This window comes from Marinibactrum halimedae (assembly GCF_021234875.1).
GTDB lineage: Bacteria > Pseudomonadota > Gammaproteobacteria > Pseudomonadales > Cellvibrionaceae > Marinibactrum > Marinibactrum halimedae.
The window spans coordinates 1-17,425 of record NZ_JAJQVM010000044.1 but is presented as its reverse complement, the minus strand read 5'-3'; the positions used below and the strand labels follow the sequence as shown (position 1 = coordinate 17,425).

Sequence of the window (17,425 nt, the reverse complement as noted above, 5' to 3'; positions counted from 1 at the left end):
CGTAACCAAGTTGTTCGAACAATTTTCTAAAGACTCTCAAAGCCGGGTACAAAACACCCTGGAGCACTTCTTACTTTCCTCAGAAGAAACGCATCCATCACTGCTATTAGATGCCATGCGCTACAGCGCACTCAACGGTGGCAAACGAGTACGCCCAATGCTGGTTTATGCTGCTGCAGAAGCCATTGGCAATGAAGATAGAGGCTACCTTGATACCATTGCTGCCAGCATCGAATGCATTCACGCCTACAGTTTGATTCATGACGATTTACCCGCCATGGATGATGATGACCTACGACGTGGTCAACCAACTTGTCATGTGAAATTTGGCGAAGCCAATGCAATTCTTGCCGGGGATGCCCTGCAAACTCTGGCTTTCGAGAAACTCTCTACTCCGCAAGCAGTGGATGCCTCACTCCAACTGCGAATTCTTCATGAAATTACCCAAGCCTCCGGCCACCAAGGCATGGTATTAGGACAAGCTATTGACCTTGCCGCGATAAATCAATCCCTAACACGAGACGCGCTAGAGCGTATGCATGCCCACAAAACAGGCGCCTTAATCAAGGCCAGTGTTCGTTGTGGCGCATTGGCCTGCCGTGCTTCTGAAAACCAATTAGACGCTTTAACAGGCTATGCCAATGCCATTGGTTTAGCTTTTCAGGTTCAAGACGATGTATTGGATGTCACCACAGACACCGAAACACTGGGTAAACCCCAAGGGGCAGACGCCGCCTTGAACAAGCCTACGTTTGTCTCGCTATTAGGGCTAAGAGGCGCACAGCGTCTGACAAAAGAGCTCCATGAAGCGGCACTCAATCATTTGGCAGGATTTGACTATCGGGCAGATTATTTAAGGCACCTCTCCGGGTACATCATCCAGCGTGCCTTTTGAGAGGCGAACACGACTTAAGAAAAATGCAAAAACCACAAAGGGGCATATAGCAATGCGCCTTAAAAATTTAGGTTATGGTGAAAGATCCATCCCTTTCGAGCGTAATGGTAGTTATTCGGAAGCGGGCTGGCTACAATAGGCCGTTTAATGAAGTAAAACTGCTGAAAAAGAACCGTTAATGCTTGAAGAAATTCCAACACGTCGCCCCTCAACGCCCCTGCTGGACGCCATTAATAGTCCAGCAGATCTACGCACACTGGAAGAGGCGCAACTACCTCAACTGGCCGATGAACTCAGGCAATACTTGCTATACAGCGTAGGACAAACCGGCGGCCATTTTGGCGCAGGGCTTGGAGTGGTGGAATTAACCATTGCTCTTCATTACGTCTACAACACACCAAATGACCGCATCGTATGGGACGTGGGCCATCAGACCTACCCCCACAAAATTCTCACAGGACGCCGCGAGAGTATGCATTCCATGCGCCAATTTGGCGGGCTGTCTGGCTTCCCCAAGCGCAGTGAGAGCGAGTTTGATACCTTTGGTGTGGGCCACTCCAGTACATCAATCAGCGCAGCACTGGGCATGGCCATCGGCAGCGCTATGGGAGAAATCAACCGGGAAACTGTTGCCGTTATCGGCGACGGTGCCATGACGGCCGGCATGGCCTTCGAAGCGCTTAACCACGCTGCCCATGTAGAAAGCGATATGCTAGTCATTCTGAATGACAACAACATGTCGATCTCCCGTAATGTTGGTGGTTTAGCCACTTACTTTTCCAAGATATGGGCCAGTAAGCTGTACACCGGCTTCCGTGAAGGCAGCAAGCGTGTTCTGTCTAAAATCCCACAAGCATGGGAACTGGCCCGCAAGACCGAAGAGCACGTCAAAGGCATGGTGTCTCCGGGCACGCTTTTTGAGGAGTTAGGGTTCTATTATATCGGCCCAATTGACGGCCATGATTTACCTCGACTGGTACACGACCTGAATAACCTCAAAGACATCAAGGGCCCAAAACTTCTACACATCATCACACAAAAAGGCAAAGGATTCTCACCCGCCGAAGAAGACCCCGTTGGCTATCACGCACTGAATAAAATCGAACCAAAACCCGCCACGGAAAGTGCCGACAAGAACCTTAACAATAACGGTGTAAATGATGGCAGCGTAAGCCAAAAAGAAACCGCTTCACCTCATCAGCCCAAAACCGCTTCTCCCAAGTTTCAAGATATCTTTGGCCAATGGTTATGTGATGAAGCCGCACTTGACCCGAAGCTTACCGCCATTACCCCAGCCATGTGCGAAGGCTCTGGTATGGTTCCCTTTTCTCAAGCCTACCCTGAGCGCTTCCATGACGTCGCCATTGCCGAACAACATGCCGTGACCCTAGCAGCCGGCATTGCCTGTGAGGGACAAAAACCCGTTGTGGCGATTTACTCTACCTTCTTACAACGCGGCTACGACCAGTTGGTTCATGATGTAGCTCTCCAAAAACTGGATGTGACCTTTGGTATTGATCGCGCCGGGATTGTCGGAGAAGACGGCCCTACCCACGCCGGTGCCTTTGACCTGAGTTTCTTACGTTGTATACCCAATATGGTCATTGCGACTCCCAGTGATGAAAATGAGTGTCGACAACTGTTACACACCTGTTATCAGTTCCCGGGGCCTGCTGCCGTGCGCTATCCACGAGGCAAAGGCATGGGCAGTCATATCTGTGAAGAGTTGTCCGTATGGCCGCTGGGTAAAGGAAAGCGGGTTCGCTCTGGTAAACACATTGTCATTCTCAACTTTGGCACCTTGTTAGACCGGGCTTTATCCGTCGCAGAATCACTCAATGCCACCGTATGCGATATGCGCTTTGTTAAACCCATTGATGAAGAGCTGATTCTTGAGGTGGCAACCCAACATGCGCTGGTGGTTACTCTGGAAGAAAATGCTGTTGCTGGCGGTGCCGGTAGCGCGGTATCCGAATTTTTATCAGAGGAAGGGGTAAGCACCAACTTACTTCACTTGGGCTTACCTGACGACTTCTTAGACCATGGCAAACGCGACCAATTATTAGAGCAATGTCAATTAGACGTGGCAGGTATGACCAAGCGCATTCGCACACGCTGGAGTAAAATCAATCAACGCCTATCTAGTGCGATGGTCTAGCCAAAAGAACACTCATCTTCACCACTATCGGTTGAGGGAATGATCACCTCAGCCGTTTTATGGCCAGGTAAACTGGCCTATCTGCCGGTCTATCTTTAATTTGTACACCCTTGATTTATTTCGACCTTTATTGAATTTGGCCTGTGTCGAATTTTTACCTCTGAATGACTACATGTAACGTAACCACGCTATGGAACCAATATCCGCTTTCTTCACGCTCATCTTCGTTATGGACCCACTGGGTAATATTCCTGTGTTCTTGTCGCTGCTCAAAAACGTAGACAATCGCCGTCGCATAAAGGTAATTCTCCGGGAGCTTCTCATCGCTTTGGTGGTGATGTTTGTTTTTCTCTTTTTTGGTAGCTACTTTCTCGAAGCACTGCAATTAGAACAACCTGCTGTGAAAATGGCCGGCGCCATTGTCTTGCTCATTATCGCACTCAGAATGATCTTCCCCCAGGCCGGCGGCATCATGGGAGAAGATCAATACGGCGGTGAGCCCTTTATTGTGCCATTGGCCATTCCGCTTATTGCCGGGCCTTCCACTCTCGCCACACTCATGTTAATGGCTCACACCGAAGGGACATCACTGTGGCTTTGGACATTGGTAGTCATTGGTGCCTGGGCGGTTACCTCTGCCGTATTATTGGCCTCTCCACTGCTGTACAAACTATTGAAAGAGCGCGGCCTATTGGCTACAGAGCGTTTAATGGGGATGATCCTCATTATGATTGCCGTGCAAATGTTCTTTAGCGGTTTAGCCGTATTCTTAAATATTGAAGGCCATTAGCCCAATGAGCGCAGGCTTATGCCCTCGTTTTAAAGTGCGTCGTACAGCCAATTGGGTCAATAAACCCAAAACGTGAGCGACCACTTTTCTTACTAATTTTCTCGCTACACCGTAAAAAGTACTTCTCCTCACGAGGGCGCTCACGTACCATGCGCCCCTTTGAAAACATTGACGCCACCCAAAAGGTGAGTCAAAACCGAATAGCCTTCGCCGGCGATGCAAACGGCCCAACCCGACGCCACAGCTCGAACCACCGGCTAGAAGCAACGATATTAAGCCAGTAACCCAAAAGGTTTCGCTGATGAAAAACAACCTTAATCGCACCTTCACAATGCTGGAAGGCTGCTTTCTTGTGTCCCTCGGGATCTGCTTTCTCAACTTCAACCAATTATTGGTCAGCGGTACAGCCGGCCTCAGTGCATTGCTCGCCTACACACAACCCTTATCGTTCGGCGTGTTCTTCACGGTAATCAATTTGCCCTTTTTCCTGCTCGCCCTAAAATTTTTAGGCCGATCTTTAGCCATTAACTCTTTAATTGCCATTCTCATTGTTTCCGGCCTTTCAGACCTTCTCAATGCCTACATTTCCGTAGCCTCAATCCCGCCCATTATCTGTGCTTTAGCCGCCGGAATTCTCACGGGTATGGGCATTGCGATTATTTTTAAAGCCAATGCCTCATTAGGCGGCATCAACATTCTGGCTTTGTTTCTAGAACGGCGCTTTGGGCTTCACAGCTCCATTACCTTACTCACTTACGATAGCCTTCTGGCATTGGCCGCTTTACTTATTTTGCCACTGGAATCAGTGATGTATTCTGCGGCTTCCTTTGCAACATTGAGCATTATCCTGCGTCGCTACCACAAAAAACCCTCACAACCCAATGTGGACGATGCAGTACAGAGTGCACCAGACCCTCAATTGAACACCACTGGCGACAATATCACTTCCAATACACAACCGATGAATTAACACTGCAAAACCTCGGCGAAGCCGTTCAATGGCTTCGCCCGAAACACATTATTTATTTCCCCTACCCCTTCCCTCACACACATCCAAACACGACATTTTTTATCCTTTTCTCAATACTTTTGTTAATTGACATTTCTTGCGTAAAGAAAAAAGGAAACAGGCGCAGATCATAAAAAATTAACAAACAAATTCTTTTTTTTTGTACACAATTCAGGAGCTGTAAAAACCGCAATAACACCATATCAATTATTCCACCTTGGAGATCTCATGAAATCGATATTTAAATCTATCGCATTAGGGGTATCTGTTTGCGCTTTTTCTGCCTCTGCCTTCGCCAATCATTACAATACACAAGCTCAATTTGACCGCAGAGCATTAACCATTGAATTACAACGTACCCTTAGCTCACCCAATATTTTTGACAAAACCGTTAAGGCATTACAAAGCACACCTAAAGGAATTGCCATTACTGAACTGGTAAAAAAAATTGAAATCAAAGAACTTGCAGATCAATCAGCTGTAGCATCATTAAGTCAGAAAAGTACCAATTACTGCTTAATCGATAAAGAAACAAAAAGTTCAGCGGCATGTCAAACCGCACTAAAACAAAGCGTCGAGATCCCAGAAGTTTGGATGCATTTACCGAAAAGTTACCAGGGGAATTTACAGAAAGAAACCCTATACGCTTACCCTCCCACAGGCAATGAACAAAGCTGGGAGCGCATCGAAGCATTTGATCGTTTTGGCAACACCGTATGGCTAGATAAAAATACCCCACCCAATGTCCCTGTTATTGTTCTTGAAACACACGGCGCCAATGCTTCTATAGAAAAAGTGAAGTTAATGAACAGCACGCTGCGTGACTTGGGATTGCAAAGCCGAAATATCAATACTCTGATTACTTCAGAAAAAAAATCATCAACGGCAACATCGATACAAGCAACTGAAGATGCTTCATTAATGAGCAAGATTATGATCAAGGATGTACAAGAACCATGGATAAAAGGTTCGGCTGAAATTTACATGATTACATCAGGCGTTAAGTCTTCAGCGAATGATCCAGAAATTGCCATCATTCCACTGAATTATTTAGATGATGAAGAAACCGCCTATTACCCTAATCAGCTCGTGCTATTTTGGTCTGATTACACTTATAACGTCGCCAATATTCAATTTTGGGAAGACGACGCTGATACCAACTATCAAAACCTCGTAGCCACATTACTTCGTGCTGTATCCGATATTGGTGGATTAGCCGGTATTCCTGAACTAGAAGCCGTATTCGACATTGCATCGATCATCGTAGAGGCCATGCCTAGCGAATGGTATGAAGACAACGACGACTTTGTAGACTCTTGTTATACGCTTGAGAAAAACGCCTACTACAGCGACCATACCTGCGCTGCCAATAATGCCGTTATTTCTCTTGAGCCCTATGTGCTGACTTCAGAATAAGTATGGCTAGCCTGCCGAATAGTATGTTGTAAACGTTTATGGCTATCGTATACGTACGATAGCTCAAATGTCTTACGATCTAACAGACAGTTTAGATACCCCTAAATTACTAGGGTAATTAACGACAACGCCCCGCAGGAGATACAGCTAGCAGGAGATATAACTAATAGAGGCCACACTTAAAAGAGACTAAACTTAATAAAAATCAAACTCGTCTCAGCACTCCATCAATCGCAGACAAAAACGATACATTGCATCCACGTTAGCGGCACCAAGTCGCTGGCTTCGCTCAGGAGACCAACCACACTCACGCATCGGTGTTTCAACCGTATCTTTAAAAGGCATCTCCAATGTCATTGCTAAGCATTTAAATTCTTCTGCAATAAAATTCGTACAGATTGTAGGATTGGCTTTACCCGGTGCAGGCACAGGGTACCCAAATTGGGTTTGAAAATCCGGGGAAGCCATCATTAATGCATTTTTATAAAAATCCAAATCCGCCTGCCGTTGGTCACTCCAGCTAGGTATACCTTCAGGCCCGGCAATAAAATTGTACGGCAAGGCTTCGTCCCCATGCACGTCCAGGCAAAAATTCACATTAGTTGCACGCATTTTTTTCAGTGTATAAAACACTTCTGGGCTGTGGGTTTCACTGGGTGATAACCACTCCCGATTTAAATTACGGCCTGCCGCATTCGTGCGTAGATGACCACGATAGCTTCCATCAGGATTCATATTAGGAACCACATATACGTCAACATGACGGAGTAATGCACGACTCACAGGATCATTAACATCCAGCAATCGCTGTAAAAATCCTTCCATCCACCACTCCGCCATCGTCTCGCCTGGATGCTGACGACCAATCACCCAAAAAGACAATTTGTCCAATAGGGTCGCTGACGTATGATCTTGCTGTGGCGAGGCAATTTTTAATAAATCTAAGTCTCTTCCGTCTACAGTCTGACCGATCATTTCATACTGAACATTTTCAACAGAGCTGTATTGGGCGATAAGATCAGCGTGTCGCTCTAAGGAGTAAGGAACAAAATACGCGAAGTACAAGGCATCGTTGTTCGGAGTATACTGAAAGCTCAATGTTTGCCCATCAAACTCAGTACCAATCCGAAACCAATGCCGTCGATCATAAGACGCCACCACACAATATTCATGGAAACCTTTTGGATAAGCTGCCGCCCCAGCGTTACCTATCTGAATATGACAAGGCAATCCTGCAGCACCAGTCAACCGAAAATAAAACCACTGTAGAAATTCCGAGTTATGATCTTTTTCAATTTCTAACTGAATATCACCCTTCTCACTACATTGCACACAATGGATGTTGCCACCATCAAACATACTGGATATACGCAGTGCCATACACTTCCCCTCACCTTTACTACGAGCTAGCTTTTCATGCTCTTCATCAAAAAGCACTTAGTATCACGTAAGTCCATTTACCCCTCAAGTAATGATGTACTTGGAAATTGACTCTGAAGAAATGAGTATTGGAAACTAACATAGACAGAACTGTATTATTTTTGAACACCCTATATACCTACCTCAAGCTGTATCGCTCATACCTGCTTTATGCATACCAAATGAAAAGAAAGGTAAAGCCATTCGGTATTAGCTTTATTGCACTTTCCCTTTTACTGACATATTCCCTTTTACTGACACATTCATTTAAAAATAAAACTCTCATATCAGAGCGATTAATTAATCATTACATCAAAAAATCACACTGCCTATTTTATTCTCAAAAAACGCCTAACCAAGGTAGTGGCTATTCTAGGCGCCACTAAAAAAATCACCATGCCAATTCGCAGAAATTCAGACATAAAAAAAACAAATTCAACCCCCAAAAAGCCATCTGGAAAAATAATTTATAAAAAACCGCTTAATAAGCTTGTTTTGTGATGCATTTATTATTAATAATAATAAAAAGAGCGAGAGCCATATCAAACTTGGCATTCCGCCCCTTATAGAAATTTAAGCGCCAACACAAAAAACATTTTTTTGATAGATAAACTTTTATTTAATTTCGCAACCTTGCATTAAATAAAATCAAATGGCGATATATTTTATTCTTATTTACAACACACAAACATAAATTTCATTAGTAAAAAGTGAAAAAATAAAGAAAAGCAAAGAGGTTGGCACAAGCGAAACCTCAACAGTAAACTCAATGACAAATAATAAGTGCTGTCAGAGTGAGAGAGCATTCTTGTTCACAACCTCATGTACAGCATACTAAACTTTAGGTATTAAAATATTATTTTAATTCCGGTTATAGTTTGGGTGCTCTTTGCAGTTGCTGAATAATACCCACACTAAATCAGCATCTGCCTGCTTTACTCGTGTGTTTCTCGTGTACCTCTTGTACCAAACACACATCAGCCGTACGAAACCTACTCAGGAGCTTGCCGTCTCTGTTAATAAAAAGAGCCTCTGCAAGCACATGGACATCAAAAGGCTTTGAAAGGGCAATTACGCCATCACACCATATTGTTAGTTTCAGTCAATTCAGTACGGACAACTGAATCACAGGCTGAGCATTACTGAGAACAGAAGGCTACAACAATGAATATTTTACAATTCGAACGAAGCGGACTGAGTGTTTTTTCTAAATTTCGGAAATGCACTTTTCATCCTGGCGATGTCATTTGCCAACAGGGGGAAGTCTTAAACGGTTGTTATTATATTGTAGGCGGAGAGATCTCTGGCTACTACGAAGAGGAAGAAGTGTTTGCTCGGGATGAAATTGAACACTACTTACCTGGTGATATTGTCGGTGCCGTCAGCATGCTGGATGGCGAACCCATGGCAGTCACACTGGAAGCCACAAAGCCAGTAACCGCTTTTTATTTTTCTTTAGAAGAATTACAAGCGTTGGCTTATAAAGATATCGAGAGCTATCGGGAAATTATTCAAACTGCCGCTGCATCCATCACCAAAAAATACCGCTCGATGCACAGTCAAATCAAAAAAGAAACCCTGAATAACAGCCCAAGCCCTTACATCGATGCCACCGTGAATCGTGCTGTCAGCGCTCAAAAAAGTTTCATGAGTTGGTCAGAAGAAAAACTCAACCAACTTTTGATTAACATTGGCGATGCCATTAACGAAGAAGCCAGTATGCTTGCTAGTCTGTGTGTTCAAGAAACCGGAATTGGTGTTGAAGAGCATAAAGTGGATAAAATTGGCTTAGGCTCTATCGCGGTTGCTGAAGACTTGGTTGCCAAACCCGGTAATGGGAAAGTGACCATGTCCAGCCCTGGCGTCGAAGAAGTGTCCATGCCAATGGGGGTAATTCTAGGTTTAATCCCAGTCACCAACCCCGTTGAGACCATTACTTTTAAATCCTTAATTGCATTAAAGTCTCGTAATGCCATTATTTTCAGCACCAGCCGCCGCTCAGAAAAGATTAGCCACACTACTGTAAATATCATCCGTGAAGAACTGCGTAAAGCCGGCGCCCCTGTTGATTTAGTACAAATTCCCACACTAGCGCCCAGCCGACAAGTCACACAGCGTTTTATGCGCCATGAAGATGTGAGCTTTATTCTCGCCACCGGCGGCTCCAATATGGTTAAAGCAGCCTACCAATCCGGTACTCCAGCCATCGGTGCAGGTCGTGGTAATGCGCCTGTATGGATTAGCAATGATGCGCATATTGAACGTGCGGCAACACACATCGTGAACAGTAAATCTTTTGATAACGGTATCGTGTGTGGTTCAGAAAATAATCTATTAGTGGATATTCACATCGCTCGAGACTTCCGCCAAGAACTCATTAAAAATGGCGCGGCTATTTTAAATGATGCTGAAGCAAAACGAGTACGTGAGTGTTTATTTTCAGACGGTACGCTAAAAGCTGAGTGGATGGGACAAACTGCCGGCAAAATTTGTGCTGCTGCAGAGATAAGTCGCAGTTACCCTATACGCTTAATTATCGTTGATGTTGAAGCCGGAGATTTTGAAGACCCACTGCTTCGCGAAAAACTTGTGCCACTATTATCTCTGGTTATGGTAGAAGATGATCAAATGGCATTGCATCATGCCAAAACCATCTTAGCAATGGAAGGCCAGGGCCATACTGCCATCATCCACAGTACTTGCGAAGAAAAAGTACATGCCTTTAGAGACTGTGTGCCTGTGAGCCGAGTATTGGTTAATGGCCCGGGAACCCAAGGCTGTATCGGTGCCGTTAATGGCATGGAGTTATCTTGGACACTCGGCTGCGGTACTTTAGGCGGTGGTTCCTGTAGCGATAATGTCAATTACCAGCATTTACAGAATACAAAACGCGTGGCCTATTGTTTAGAGACTACCGTTTAGAGACTACCGTTTAGAGACTACCGTTTAGAGACTACCGTTTAGAGACTACCGTTTAGAGACAATGGTTTAGAAACAATGGTTTAGAAACAATGGTTTAGAAACAACGGTTTAGAAACTGCCGTTTAGACACCGTATAAAAGGCGTCTAAACAGTATCAGCTCCTCTGAATAGAGGCGATTCCAGAGGAGCTATTTTGATTATCGGTAATTAAATTGAACAAAAACCATACATCATTTTAGTTATCATTGTCGCTTTTTTATTTCTCAATTTCTCAGTAGTGATGGCAAGGACGCCTTTTGTGCATTACTTTCCATTTCACTTTCTCTCTGCTCAAAATAGTCATTCAGCCCATGACTGGTTGATTTTCACACGAACCCAAAGAAAAAATTTCACCTACGCCTTATTCAACACTAAAGTGTCATAAAGGGTTGTAACAATCCTCGGCAACTTTCTAAAGCCGTATAACGTTCTTATTAACGAATGTTTTAACTATTGGGTTTGACAGAACATTTTTTATGGCAGTTTGTTTTTTCGGAGCCACCACTGTTAGTAATGTCTGTTTTAATAACTAGCACTTGTGACAATCAGAGCATTTGAGGCTGATTACTTCAATGGTTTACTCAATATTCCACACTACAACCACTCAACCACGATGATGAAAAGAGTTTCTGTTATGCCTTTTTTGCGTACACGATTATCCCTCCTCGCTTATGTCATTCCCTGTCTTTGGTCGTCTTATGCTTTGTCATCAGGCACAGTTGAAGGGCGTGTGAGTGATCAGAGTGGAGAAATATTCTTTGATGGTGCATTGATTCAATTAACCCCTGAGTCTGGGCCACAACGCTATGAAACCCAAAGTAATCACGGCGGACGCTTTATTATTAATGGGCTACCCGCAGGCCGCTATACACTGACGGTCGAGTACGCAGGAACCGATTCCGTTTCCGAATCCATCATCATTGTGGACGACCAAACCACTTCTCACTCTGCACGGATTGGTCAGCATGTCCAATATATGGAAAACATGATTGTGGTCGGGCAAGCGGCTGGGTCATTACGGGCCCTCAACCAACGACGCAATGCTGATAATGTGATTGCCGTCGTCAATGCCGATGCCATTGGTCAACTCCCTGATGAAAATGTCAGTGAAGCGTTGCAGCGTATTAATGGGGTTTTTATTGAGCGAGACCAGGGCGAAGGTCGCTTTGTAGGTGTTCGCGGAATTTCACCTACCTTGAATGTCGCCACCGTTAATGGCTTAACCATTCCTTCGCCAGAAGGTGGCCGACGCGATGTTGCACTGGATGTCATCCCTTCCGATTTAGTAGAAAGCCTTTCTGTCTCCAAAACTTTGACGCCCGATCAAGACGGCGATGCCATTGGTGGAAGCATTAGCATTAATAGTTTAAGTGCGTTTGATCGAGCAGGCTTTAGCGGAAAAATTACGGCACAAAGTTATTATAATGCCCATGAAAGTGATGATGGTTATAAATTAGCGGGCAGTTTCAGCAATATATTTACCGTCGGCAACGGTGAACTGGGTATCGCCTTCAGCGCCTCTACCAACGAGCGAAATTTTGGTACCGACAATATTGAATCGGGTGACCCTTGGGTAATTGAAGACGGCAACCCTCCCTTCCAAGAGTCCTTAGAGATGCGCGATTATCAAATTACCCGTGAGCGTGATGGACTTTCCCTTAATGTGGAATATCGCCCCTCAGAGTCCACCCGCATTTACCTCAACAGTTTACGCAGTGAGTTTTCTGATCAAGAATTTCGTAATCGTGCGCAATTTAATTTCGACGATGGTGATATTACTCAATTGGATACCGGCTTAATCGCAACCGATTTAGAAATATCACGGGATATGAAAGACCGCTTGGAAGAGCAAGTCATTAGTTCAACCGCCATCGGTGGCGAATGGTTTGTGGATGATTGGACCTTTGAATTAATGGCCGGCTTGTCTAAAGCCGAAGAAGAGGAAAGCGGTCGTATCGATTCCGAATTTATTAATGATTCTGTTGCCGAAGCCAGTTACCAAGGGTTCAGCAGCCCCAGCATTTCTTACAGTGAAGATGGGGCCATGGCCGAAAACTTCGTATTAGAAGAACTGGTATTGGAAGACAACTACACCGAAGACGAAGAAAACGTTGTCAAATTTGATATCACCCGCGCCATCAGCGGACAACAATACAACGGCATGATTAAATTTGGAGGGAAAATTCGCCAAAGAGAAAAATTCGTTGATGTCAACAGTGCCACTTATGAAGGCATTACCGATGCGTCTGGCAACCCACTCACCTTATCCAGCTTTTCCACTTCTCTGGATTACAACTACGGTAATTTTGGCCCAGGTATTAATGCCTCTCGTATCCGACAATTTGCTGCCGATAATATTGCTTCAAATATCGCCTGCCAAATCGACACCTATGACGAAGACCTATGCCCTGCCGAGTTAGATGAAGACAATACTTTGTTAGATTCTGCACGAGACGCCGAATTTGAAGAGGACGTCACTTCGGTTTATGTGATGAGCCGTATGGACTGGCAAGACTGGCGTGTGGTTTACGGGCTTCGCTATGAACAAACGGATTTCTCAGCCAATGGTTTTGTCGTACGTGAAGTGGATGTTGAAGGCCAAGACAGCACTCAAATACAGGCCCAGAACCTCAGCGACGATTACAGCCAGTTATTACCGAGTATTAACGTACGATTTAAATACAGCGATAACCTTTTATTTAGGGCCGCGTATACCGAATCTTTGGCTCGCCCTTCTTTTGGAGACCTCACCCCCACACCTGACGAAATTGAAATTGAAGAAAACGATGGTGAAATTGAAGCCTCTATTTTTGCAGGTAACACCAACCTTGAGCCTTATGAATCACAAAACGTTGACTTCACCATGGAATATTATCCTGAACACTTAGGTAATTTTTATGCGGGGCTTTTTTACAAAAACATTGAGAACTTTATTTTCCCTGCAGACGTTAGCTCTATTGTGGATGTCTCTCAATTTACAGGCAATATTCCCATCACTGAGGCTCAAATCATTCAACCAAGAAACGGTAACGCCGCCGATTTATACGGTGTTGAACTCGGATGGATGAAACAGTTCTCTGCCCTACCCAGCCCCTTTGATGGTTTCCTCATCAGTGCCAATGCAACGTTAACCGACAGTGATGCCGACCTTGGCCTTACAGAAGACGCTGAGCGCAGCAGTAGCTCTGCACTACCATTGCAAGCCGATACGGTTGCCAATCTCACTCTAGGGTATGAGAAAGGTAACTGGAGTGTGCGCCTAAGTTCGGCTTACGTTGGTAAGCGTTTGGCAGAAATTAATTTCGAAAACAGTGATGCCGATGCCTACAATAATAGTCGTCATCAAATTGATTTAAGTGTTCGCTATGACATAACCGATCACTTGCAAATGTACCTCAACGGCATCAATCTCAATGAAGAAACGGAACATACTTATTATGGACAAAATCGTCGCCTACTCAAACAACGTGACGAAATCGGAACGTCTTATGTATTGGGCGTAAGTTATCGACTGTAACCTTCATGACGGAAACAACGGTGGTGCATTGCGCCACCGTAGCACAGGCCGTTACCTACTCTTAGAATGACAATTATATTGACTGAAATTCAATGCCTATACTTATTCATAATCAACATACCGCCCATAAAAAATACACCACTCATAACAAACGCTCAGCTTTTTTACGCACCGCATTTTACCCCTTTATCGGGAGTGCCTTTCTGATTTTTGGTCTTGGCGGTTGCACACCAGTTGATCAAGACAGCCTGCGTTTACCCCCTTCTAGCGCCAAAGTGGTTTACGCCACCATTGAAACCACTCCAGTGAAAAGCCCCGGCGATGCTGCTGATGACCCTGCTATATGGGTTCACCCCACCACTCCTGAAAAAAGCCTGATTTTAGGAACAGACAAACGCAAAGGCTTAGAGGTATACAACCTTGCAGGTGAGCAACAACAAATGATTGAACGTGGAAACGTCAATAATATCGATATTCGCCAACAGGTAATGGTGGATGGGAAATACATCGATATTGCCGTGGCTACCAATCGGACCCACAACACACTGGACATGTACACCATTAATGCCAATGGTGACGTACACTTTTTAACATCAGAACCCTTAGACATTGGTGACCCCTATGGTATGTGCTTACATCACCATAAAGAGAAGGGGCTATACGTATTTGTAAATGGTAAATCTGGTCAATACCAGCAATGGCAACTCACCCATCAGCAAAAAATAGTTCCAAAACTGGTGCGTAAATTCAACGTTACCTCAACACCTGAGGGCTGCGTCGCTGACGATGAAAACCATATTCTGTATTTTGGGGAAGAAGACGTCGGTATCTGGAAGAACGCCATCCAATATCCCAATACGCCTTATCATACCCATGACGAAACGGAAGTAATCAACCAAAACAATGCCATCTTGATCGACTCCGTAGAAAGTGCCTATCTCTCTGCAGACATTGAAGGCATGGACATTTATAAAGGGAGAAATACTACAGATTATCTGGTCGTTTCAAGCCAAGGTAACCACAGTTATGCTGTGTATGCGTTAAAACAGGATCATGATAAAGAGACAGATGAATACATCGGTTCAATTCAAGTGAAAAGTAGAATGGGACAAAATCAAACGATAGACGGCACCGAAGAAACCGATGGGCTAACCGTAACTTCTGCGTATTTGGGAGAGGCATTCCCACGAGGCATTTTGGTTGTACAAGATGGTTTTAACACTCAACCAGAGGACAATCAGAATTTTAAAATTATTGATTGGATGGACGTTATTGAAACTCTTGAACTCAAAGATTAAGTGATATTTAATCTTCACTTCTAGGGTTTTGTTGAAATCCTAAGGCCTGTTAACACTAATAATTCGGTCAACGATTAAAGCAAATTTGATGAAAAATCGAAAAATAACATCTAATTTTTCATATCGGGTAAAACTCGTCGAAAGCCTTTCAGCGCCTGAAAAGGCGCTCCATTTCATACAACCATGCTCCGCAACATGCAAAACCGCACTTAACAAGTGTATATTTGGCGTTTTTACGTTTCCTCGTTGCGTTGGTAGAAAATCTTCGATAATTTCAAATTGGTCATGGATAATTTTCATGCAGACATTCTAACAAAAATAGTGTTAACAGGCCCTAGCTCCTTCTATAGCATTCTTTACATTAGGAGTGATGTGTCATCTTTTTCTGCTCGTTTAGAACGCAAATCATCTTTGTAGCCAGATTTTAAAATGTCTGGTTCTTCAGTACTATTTTTAACAGCGTCGTCTTGCCTTTTCTGGATGCCAGGCTTTGCCTCTTGAAGGCGCTGCTTGGCTCGTAGTAGGGCTTCTTCTACATCTGCGTCCATTAGTTGAAATGCCAATAAACTGATCAAAAAGCTTTAATATCAATGACCATTGATAATTTCTTCATCAAACTGATTGGAGTATCCGTTGCCTAAATCAGTGGTAAAGAATACGCCTGTCAGTTGAGCATTTTCTATAGCATCTTTCACCACTTGATTACATTGTGGTGTCATATAAGCATTAAACTCTGCTCTGAATACAGCCCAGTCTTTGACTTTGTCCACATGAAAAGCCAAGTTCTCAACATCGCCCCATTCATTTTTTTTACTTAAATTGGTATCTAGGGCATTATTATCTTCGGCTACTTTCAATGGGGTAAACACATAACCAGAATTTCCACTATCGTCAATTAGGGGCAAAAACTCCCCATCATCTTTTAAGAGGTTGTATAAAACATCGTAGGCTTTTTCGTTTAAATAAAATCGTCCTTCTTGAACTGTTATGTCCGATTTAATGAGCTTTTCGTCACCTTCAAACCGTTTTTCGAAACTGACTCTGAGTGGCTCTTTGAAGGTATCCGCATGACGAATAGGTGCCCCGTTCATATCAATACGGTGATCTAACTCGTTATTGGAAAGTGCTATAATCTGCTCACTGTCCCAAATAGCAGATAAATAACGACGATTATCAAAGACAATTGTATAAAGTGCCATGGGTATATTCTATCTTCCTGTTTGAGGCATGACTGATGGTGGAACTGCACCGCTTTGTAAGGCAACCCTAATCAACCGTAAAGCATTAATCAATTGGTCTGGCGTTTTGATCAAAGTTGGATTTATCCGATTGCGAAGCCAAAAGTAATATTGATCGTGATGGATTCTCCTGTGAGGGACAGCATTGCGGAGATAATTGGGCATATGTTTTTGATCTTCCCAGTCACGTGGCAGCCAACAACCATTGAAGGGATCATCAACTCGAATTCCTGCCCATGCCATTAATAAACGTAATGTTAAGGCGTCTCTGTGTCCTCCTGATATTATCGCATGTGCATCACAACGTGAGGATGGCCTTGGACTGCCAGCACGGCGCATATATCTCGCCATACGAGCAGATGAATGGGGTTCAGCCTGTAACTGTGCCTGGCTCATCTTGAAGGCCTGCGACCGATATTTGTCCAAGTAATCTCCGACCTGTGCTCGTGTCCGAAATGCCATTAAATCGGCAATACTTGGTTTCTTAATTTTGGAAAATTCAACAAGTAATCGTTCTATGTGAGTAAAAGGAGGTTTGATGTTTGGAAACATAGATCGGGCAAATCCTTTGTCTGAATAATGTTCAAGTGTTTAGAGGTAAACGCCAAACCAATTACACCTTGATATTCCAAGGCAACAAAGCCTCCACCTGCTCAACATCATTGGCATTGGGCAGTTCTTTAAAAATGTTCTGCAAATATTCGTAAGGGTTGAGCCCATTGGC

At 44.1% G+C, this 17,425-nt stretch carries 14 protein-coding genes; 8 read left to right on the top strand and 6 right to left on the bottom strand.

Annotated features, from left to right (window positions below):
- Nucleotides 1–10: 10 nt before the first annotated feature.
- From ispA to LU351_RS18545, 5 genes are all read left to right on the top strand, one after another.
- Nucleotides 11–895 carry a (2E,6E)-farnesyl diphosphate synthase gene (gene ispA / locus LU351_RS18565; protein WP_232595598.1) on the top strand — a complete coding sequence of 295 codons (885 nt, stop codon included), beginning with the start codon at nucleotides 11–13 and terminating at the stop codon, nucleotides 893–895.
- Between the two features lie 178 nt (nucleotides 896–1,073).
- Complete coding sequence (gene dxs, locus LU351_RS18560) at nucleotides 1,074–3,053, top strand: 1-deoxy-D-xylulose-5-phosphate synthase (protein ID WP_232595597.1); 1,980 nt, start codon at nucleotides 1,074–1,076, stop codon at nucleotides 3,051–3,053.
- Nucleotides 3,054–3,243: 190 nt separating this feature from the next.
- Complete coding sequence (locus LU351_RS18555) at nucleotides 3,244–3,843, top strand: MarC family protein (RefSeq protein ID WP_232595596.1); 600 nt, start codon at nucleotides 3,244–3,246, stop codon at nucleotides 3,841–3,843.
- Nucleotides 3,844–4,144: 301 nt separating this feature from the next.
- A complete protein-coding gene (locus LU351_RS18550; RefSeq protein WP_232595595.1) occupies nucleotides 4,145–4,813 on the top strand; it encodes a YitT family protein in 669 nt (222 codons plus the stop codon).
- A gap of 267 nt (nucleotides 4,814–5,080) precedes the next feature.
- Nucleotides 5,081–6,268, top strand: coding sequence for a DUF3103 family protein (locus LU351_RS18545; protein WP_232595594.1), 1,188 nt, complete (start codon nucleotides 5,081–5,083; stop codon nucleotides 6,266–6,268).
- A gap of 216 nt (nucleotides 6,269–6,484) precedes the next feature.
- On the opposite strand, the gene LU351_RS18540 is transcribed toward LU351_RS18545, so the two are convergent.
- Entirely contained in the window at nucleotides 6,485–7,648 is a 1,164-nt protein-coding gene (locus tag LU351_RS18540; protein ID WP_232595593.1) for a M14 family metallopeptidase, read from the bottom strand.
- Nucleotides 7,649–8,851: 1,203 nt separating this feature from the next.
- Between LU351_RS18540 and LU351_RS18535 the strand changes: the two genes are divergently transcribed.
- From LU351_RS18535 to LU351_RS18525, 3 genes are all read left to right on the top strand, one after another.
- Nucleotides 8,852–10,609, top strand: a complete 1,758-nt coding sequence (locus LU351_RS18535) for an aldehyde dehydrogenase family protein (RefSeq protein WP_232595592.1) — start codon at nucleotides 8,852–8,854, stop codon at nucleotides 10,607–10,609.
- 673 nt (nucleotides 10,610–11,282) lie between these two features.
- The gene (locus tag LU351_RS18530) at nucleotides 11,283–14,165 is read left to right on the top strand and encodes a TonB-dependent receptor (RefSeq protein WP_232595591.1); all 2,883 of its coding nucleotides are present in this window, start codon (nucleotides 11,283–11,285) and stop codon (nucleotides 14,163–14,165) included.
- A 92-nt stretch (nucleotides 14,166–14,257) separates the two neighbouring features.
- Nucleotides 14,258–15,463: a phytase gene (locus tag LU351_RS18525; RefSeq protein WP_232595590.1), complete on the top strand. Its 1,206-nt coding sequence runs from the start codon at nucleotides 14,258–14,260 to the stop codon at nucleotides 15,461–15,463.
- Nucleotides 15,464–15,502: 39 nt separating this feature from the next.
- Here the strand turns inward: LU351_RS18525 and LU351_RS18520 are convergent, their stop codons facing one another.
- The 5 genes from LU351_RS18520 to LU351_RS18500 all read right to left on the bottom strand — a co-directional run.
- Nucleotides 15,503–15,763: a hypothetical protein gene (locus tag LU351_RS18520; protein WP_232595589.1), complete on the bottom strand. Its 261-nt coding sequence runs from the start codon at nucleotides 15,761–15,763 to the stop codon at nucleotides 15,503–15,505.
- A 56-nt stretch (nucleotides 15,764–15,819) separates the two neighbouring features.
- Complete coding sequence (locus LU351_RS18515) at nucleotides 15,820–16,011, bottom strand: hypothetical protein (protein WP_232595588.1); 192 nt, start codon at nucleotides 16,009–16,011, stop codon at nucleotides 15,820–15,822.
- Nucleotides 16,012–16,050: 39 nt separating this feature from the next.
- Entirely contained in the window at nucleotides 16,051–16,662 is a 612-nt protein-coding gene (locus tag LU351_RS18510) for a hypothetical protein (protein ID WP_232595587.1), read from the bottom strand.
- A 9-nt stretch (nucleotides 16,663–16,671) separates the two neighbouring features.
- Nucleotides 16,672–17,253: an AHH domain-containing protein gene (locus LU351_RS18505; protein WP_232595586.1), complete on the bottom strand. Its 582-nt coding sequence runs from the start codon at nucleotides 17,251–17,253 to the stop codon at nucleotides 16,672–16,674.
- Between the two features lie 61 nt (nucleotides 17,254–17,314).
- On the bottom strand, nucleotides 17,315–17,425 hold a 111-nt coding region (locus LU351_RS18500; protein ID WP_269783501.1), incomplete at its 5' end, for a transposase domain-containing protein.

Bases quoted from the DNA above. Each gene is read 5' to 3' on its own strand.
- dxs (WP_232595597.1), top strand. From the start codon at position 1,074: ATGCTTGAAGAAATTCCAACACGTCGCCCCTCAACGCCCCTGCTGGAC.
- LU351_RS18555 (WP_232595596.1), top strand. From the start codon at position 3,244: ATGGAACCAATATCCGCTTTCTTCACGCTCATCTTCGTTATGGACCCA.
- LU351_RS18550 (WP_232595595.1), top strand. From the start codon at position 4,145: ATGAAAAACAACCTTAATCGCACCTTCACAATGCTGGAAGGCTGCTTT.
- LU351_RS18545 (WP_232595594.1), top strand. From the start codon at position 5,081: ATGAAATCGATATTTAAATCTATCGCATTAGGGGTATCTGTTTGCGCT.
- LU351_RS18540 (WP_232595593.1), bottom strand. From the start codon at position 7,648: ATGGCACTGCGTATATCCAGTATGTTTGATGGTGGCAACATCCATTGT.
- LU351_RS18535 (WP_232595592.1), top strand. From the start codon at position 8,852: ATGAATATTTTACAATTCGAACGAAGCGGACTGAGTGTTTTTTCTAAA.
- LU351_RS18530 (WP_232595591.1), top strand. From the start codon at position 11,283: ATGCCTTTTTTGCGTACACGATTATCCCTCCTCGCTTATGTCATTCCC.
- LU351_RS18525 (WP_232595590.1), top strand. From the start codon at position 14,258: ATGCCTATACTTATTCATAATCAACATACCGCCCATAAAAAATACACC.
- LU351_RS18520 (WP_232595589.1), bottom strand. From the start codon at position 15,763: ATGAAAATTATCCATGACCAATTTGAAATTATCGAAGATTTTCTACCA.
- LU351_RS18515 (WP_232595588.1), bottom strand. From the start codon at position 16,011: ATGGACGCAGATGTAGAAGAAGCCCTACTACGAGCCAAGCAGCGCCTT.
- LU351_RS18510 (WP_232595587.1), bottom strand. From the start codon at position 16,662: ATGGCACTTTATACAATTGTCTTTGATAATCGTCGTTATTTATCTGCT.
- LU351_RS18505 (WP_232595586.1), bottom strand. From the start codon at position 17,253: ATGTTTCCAAACATCAAACCTCCTTTTACTCACATAGAACGATTACTT.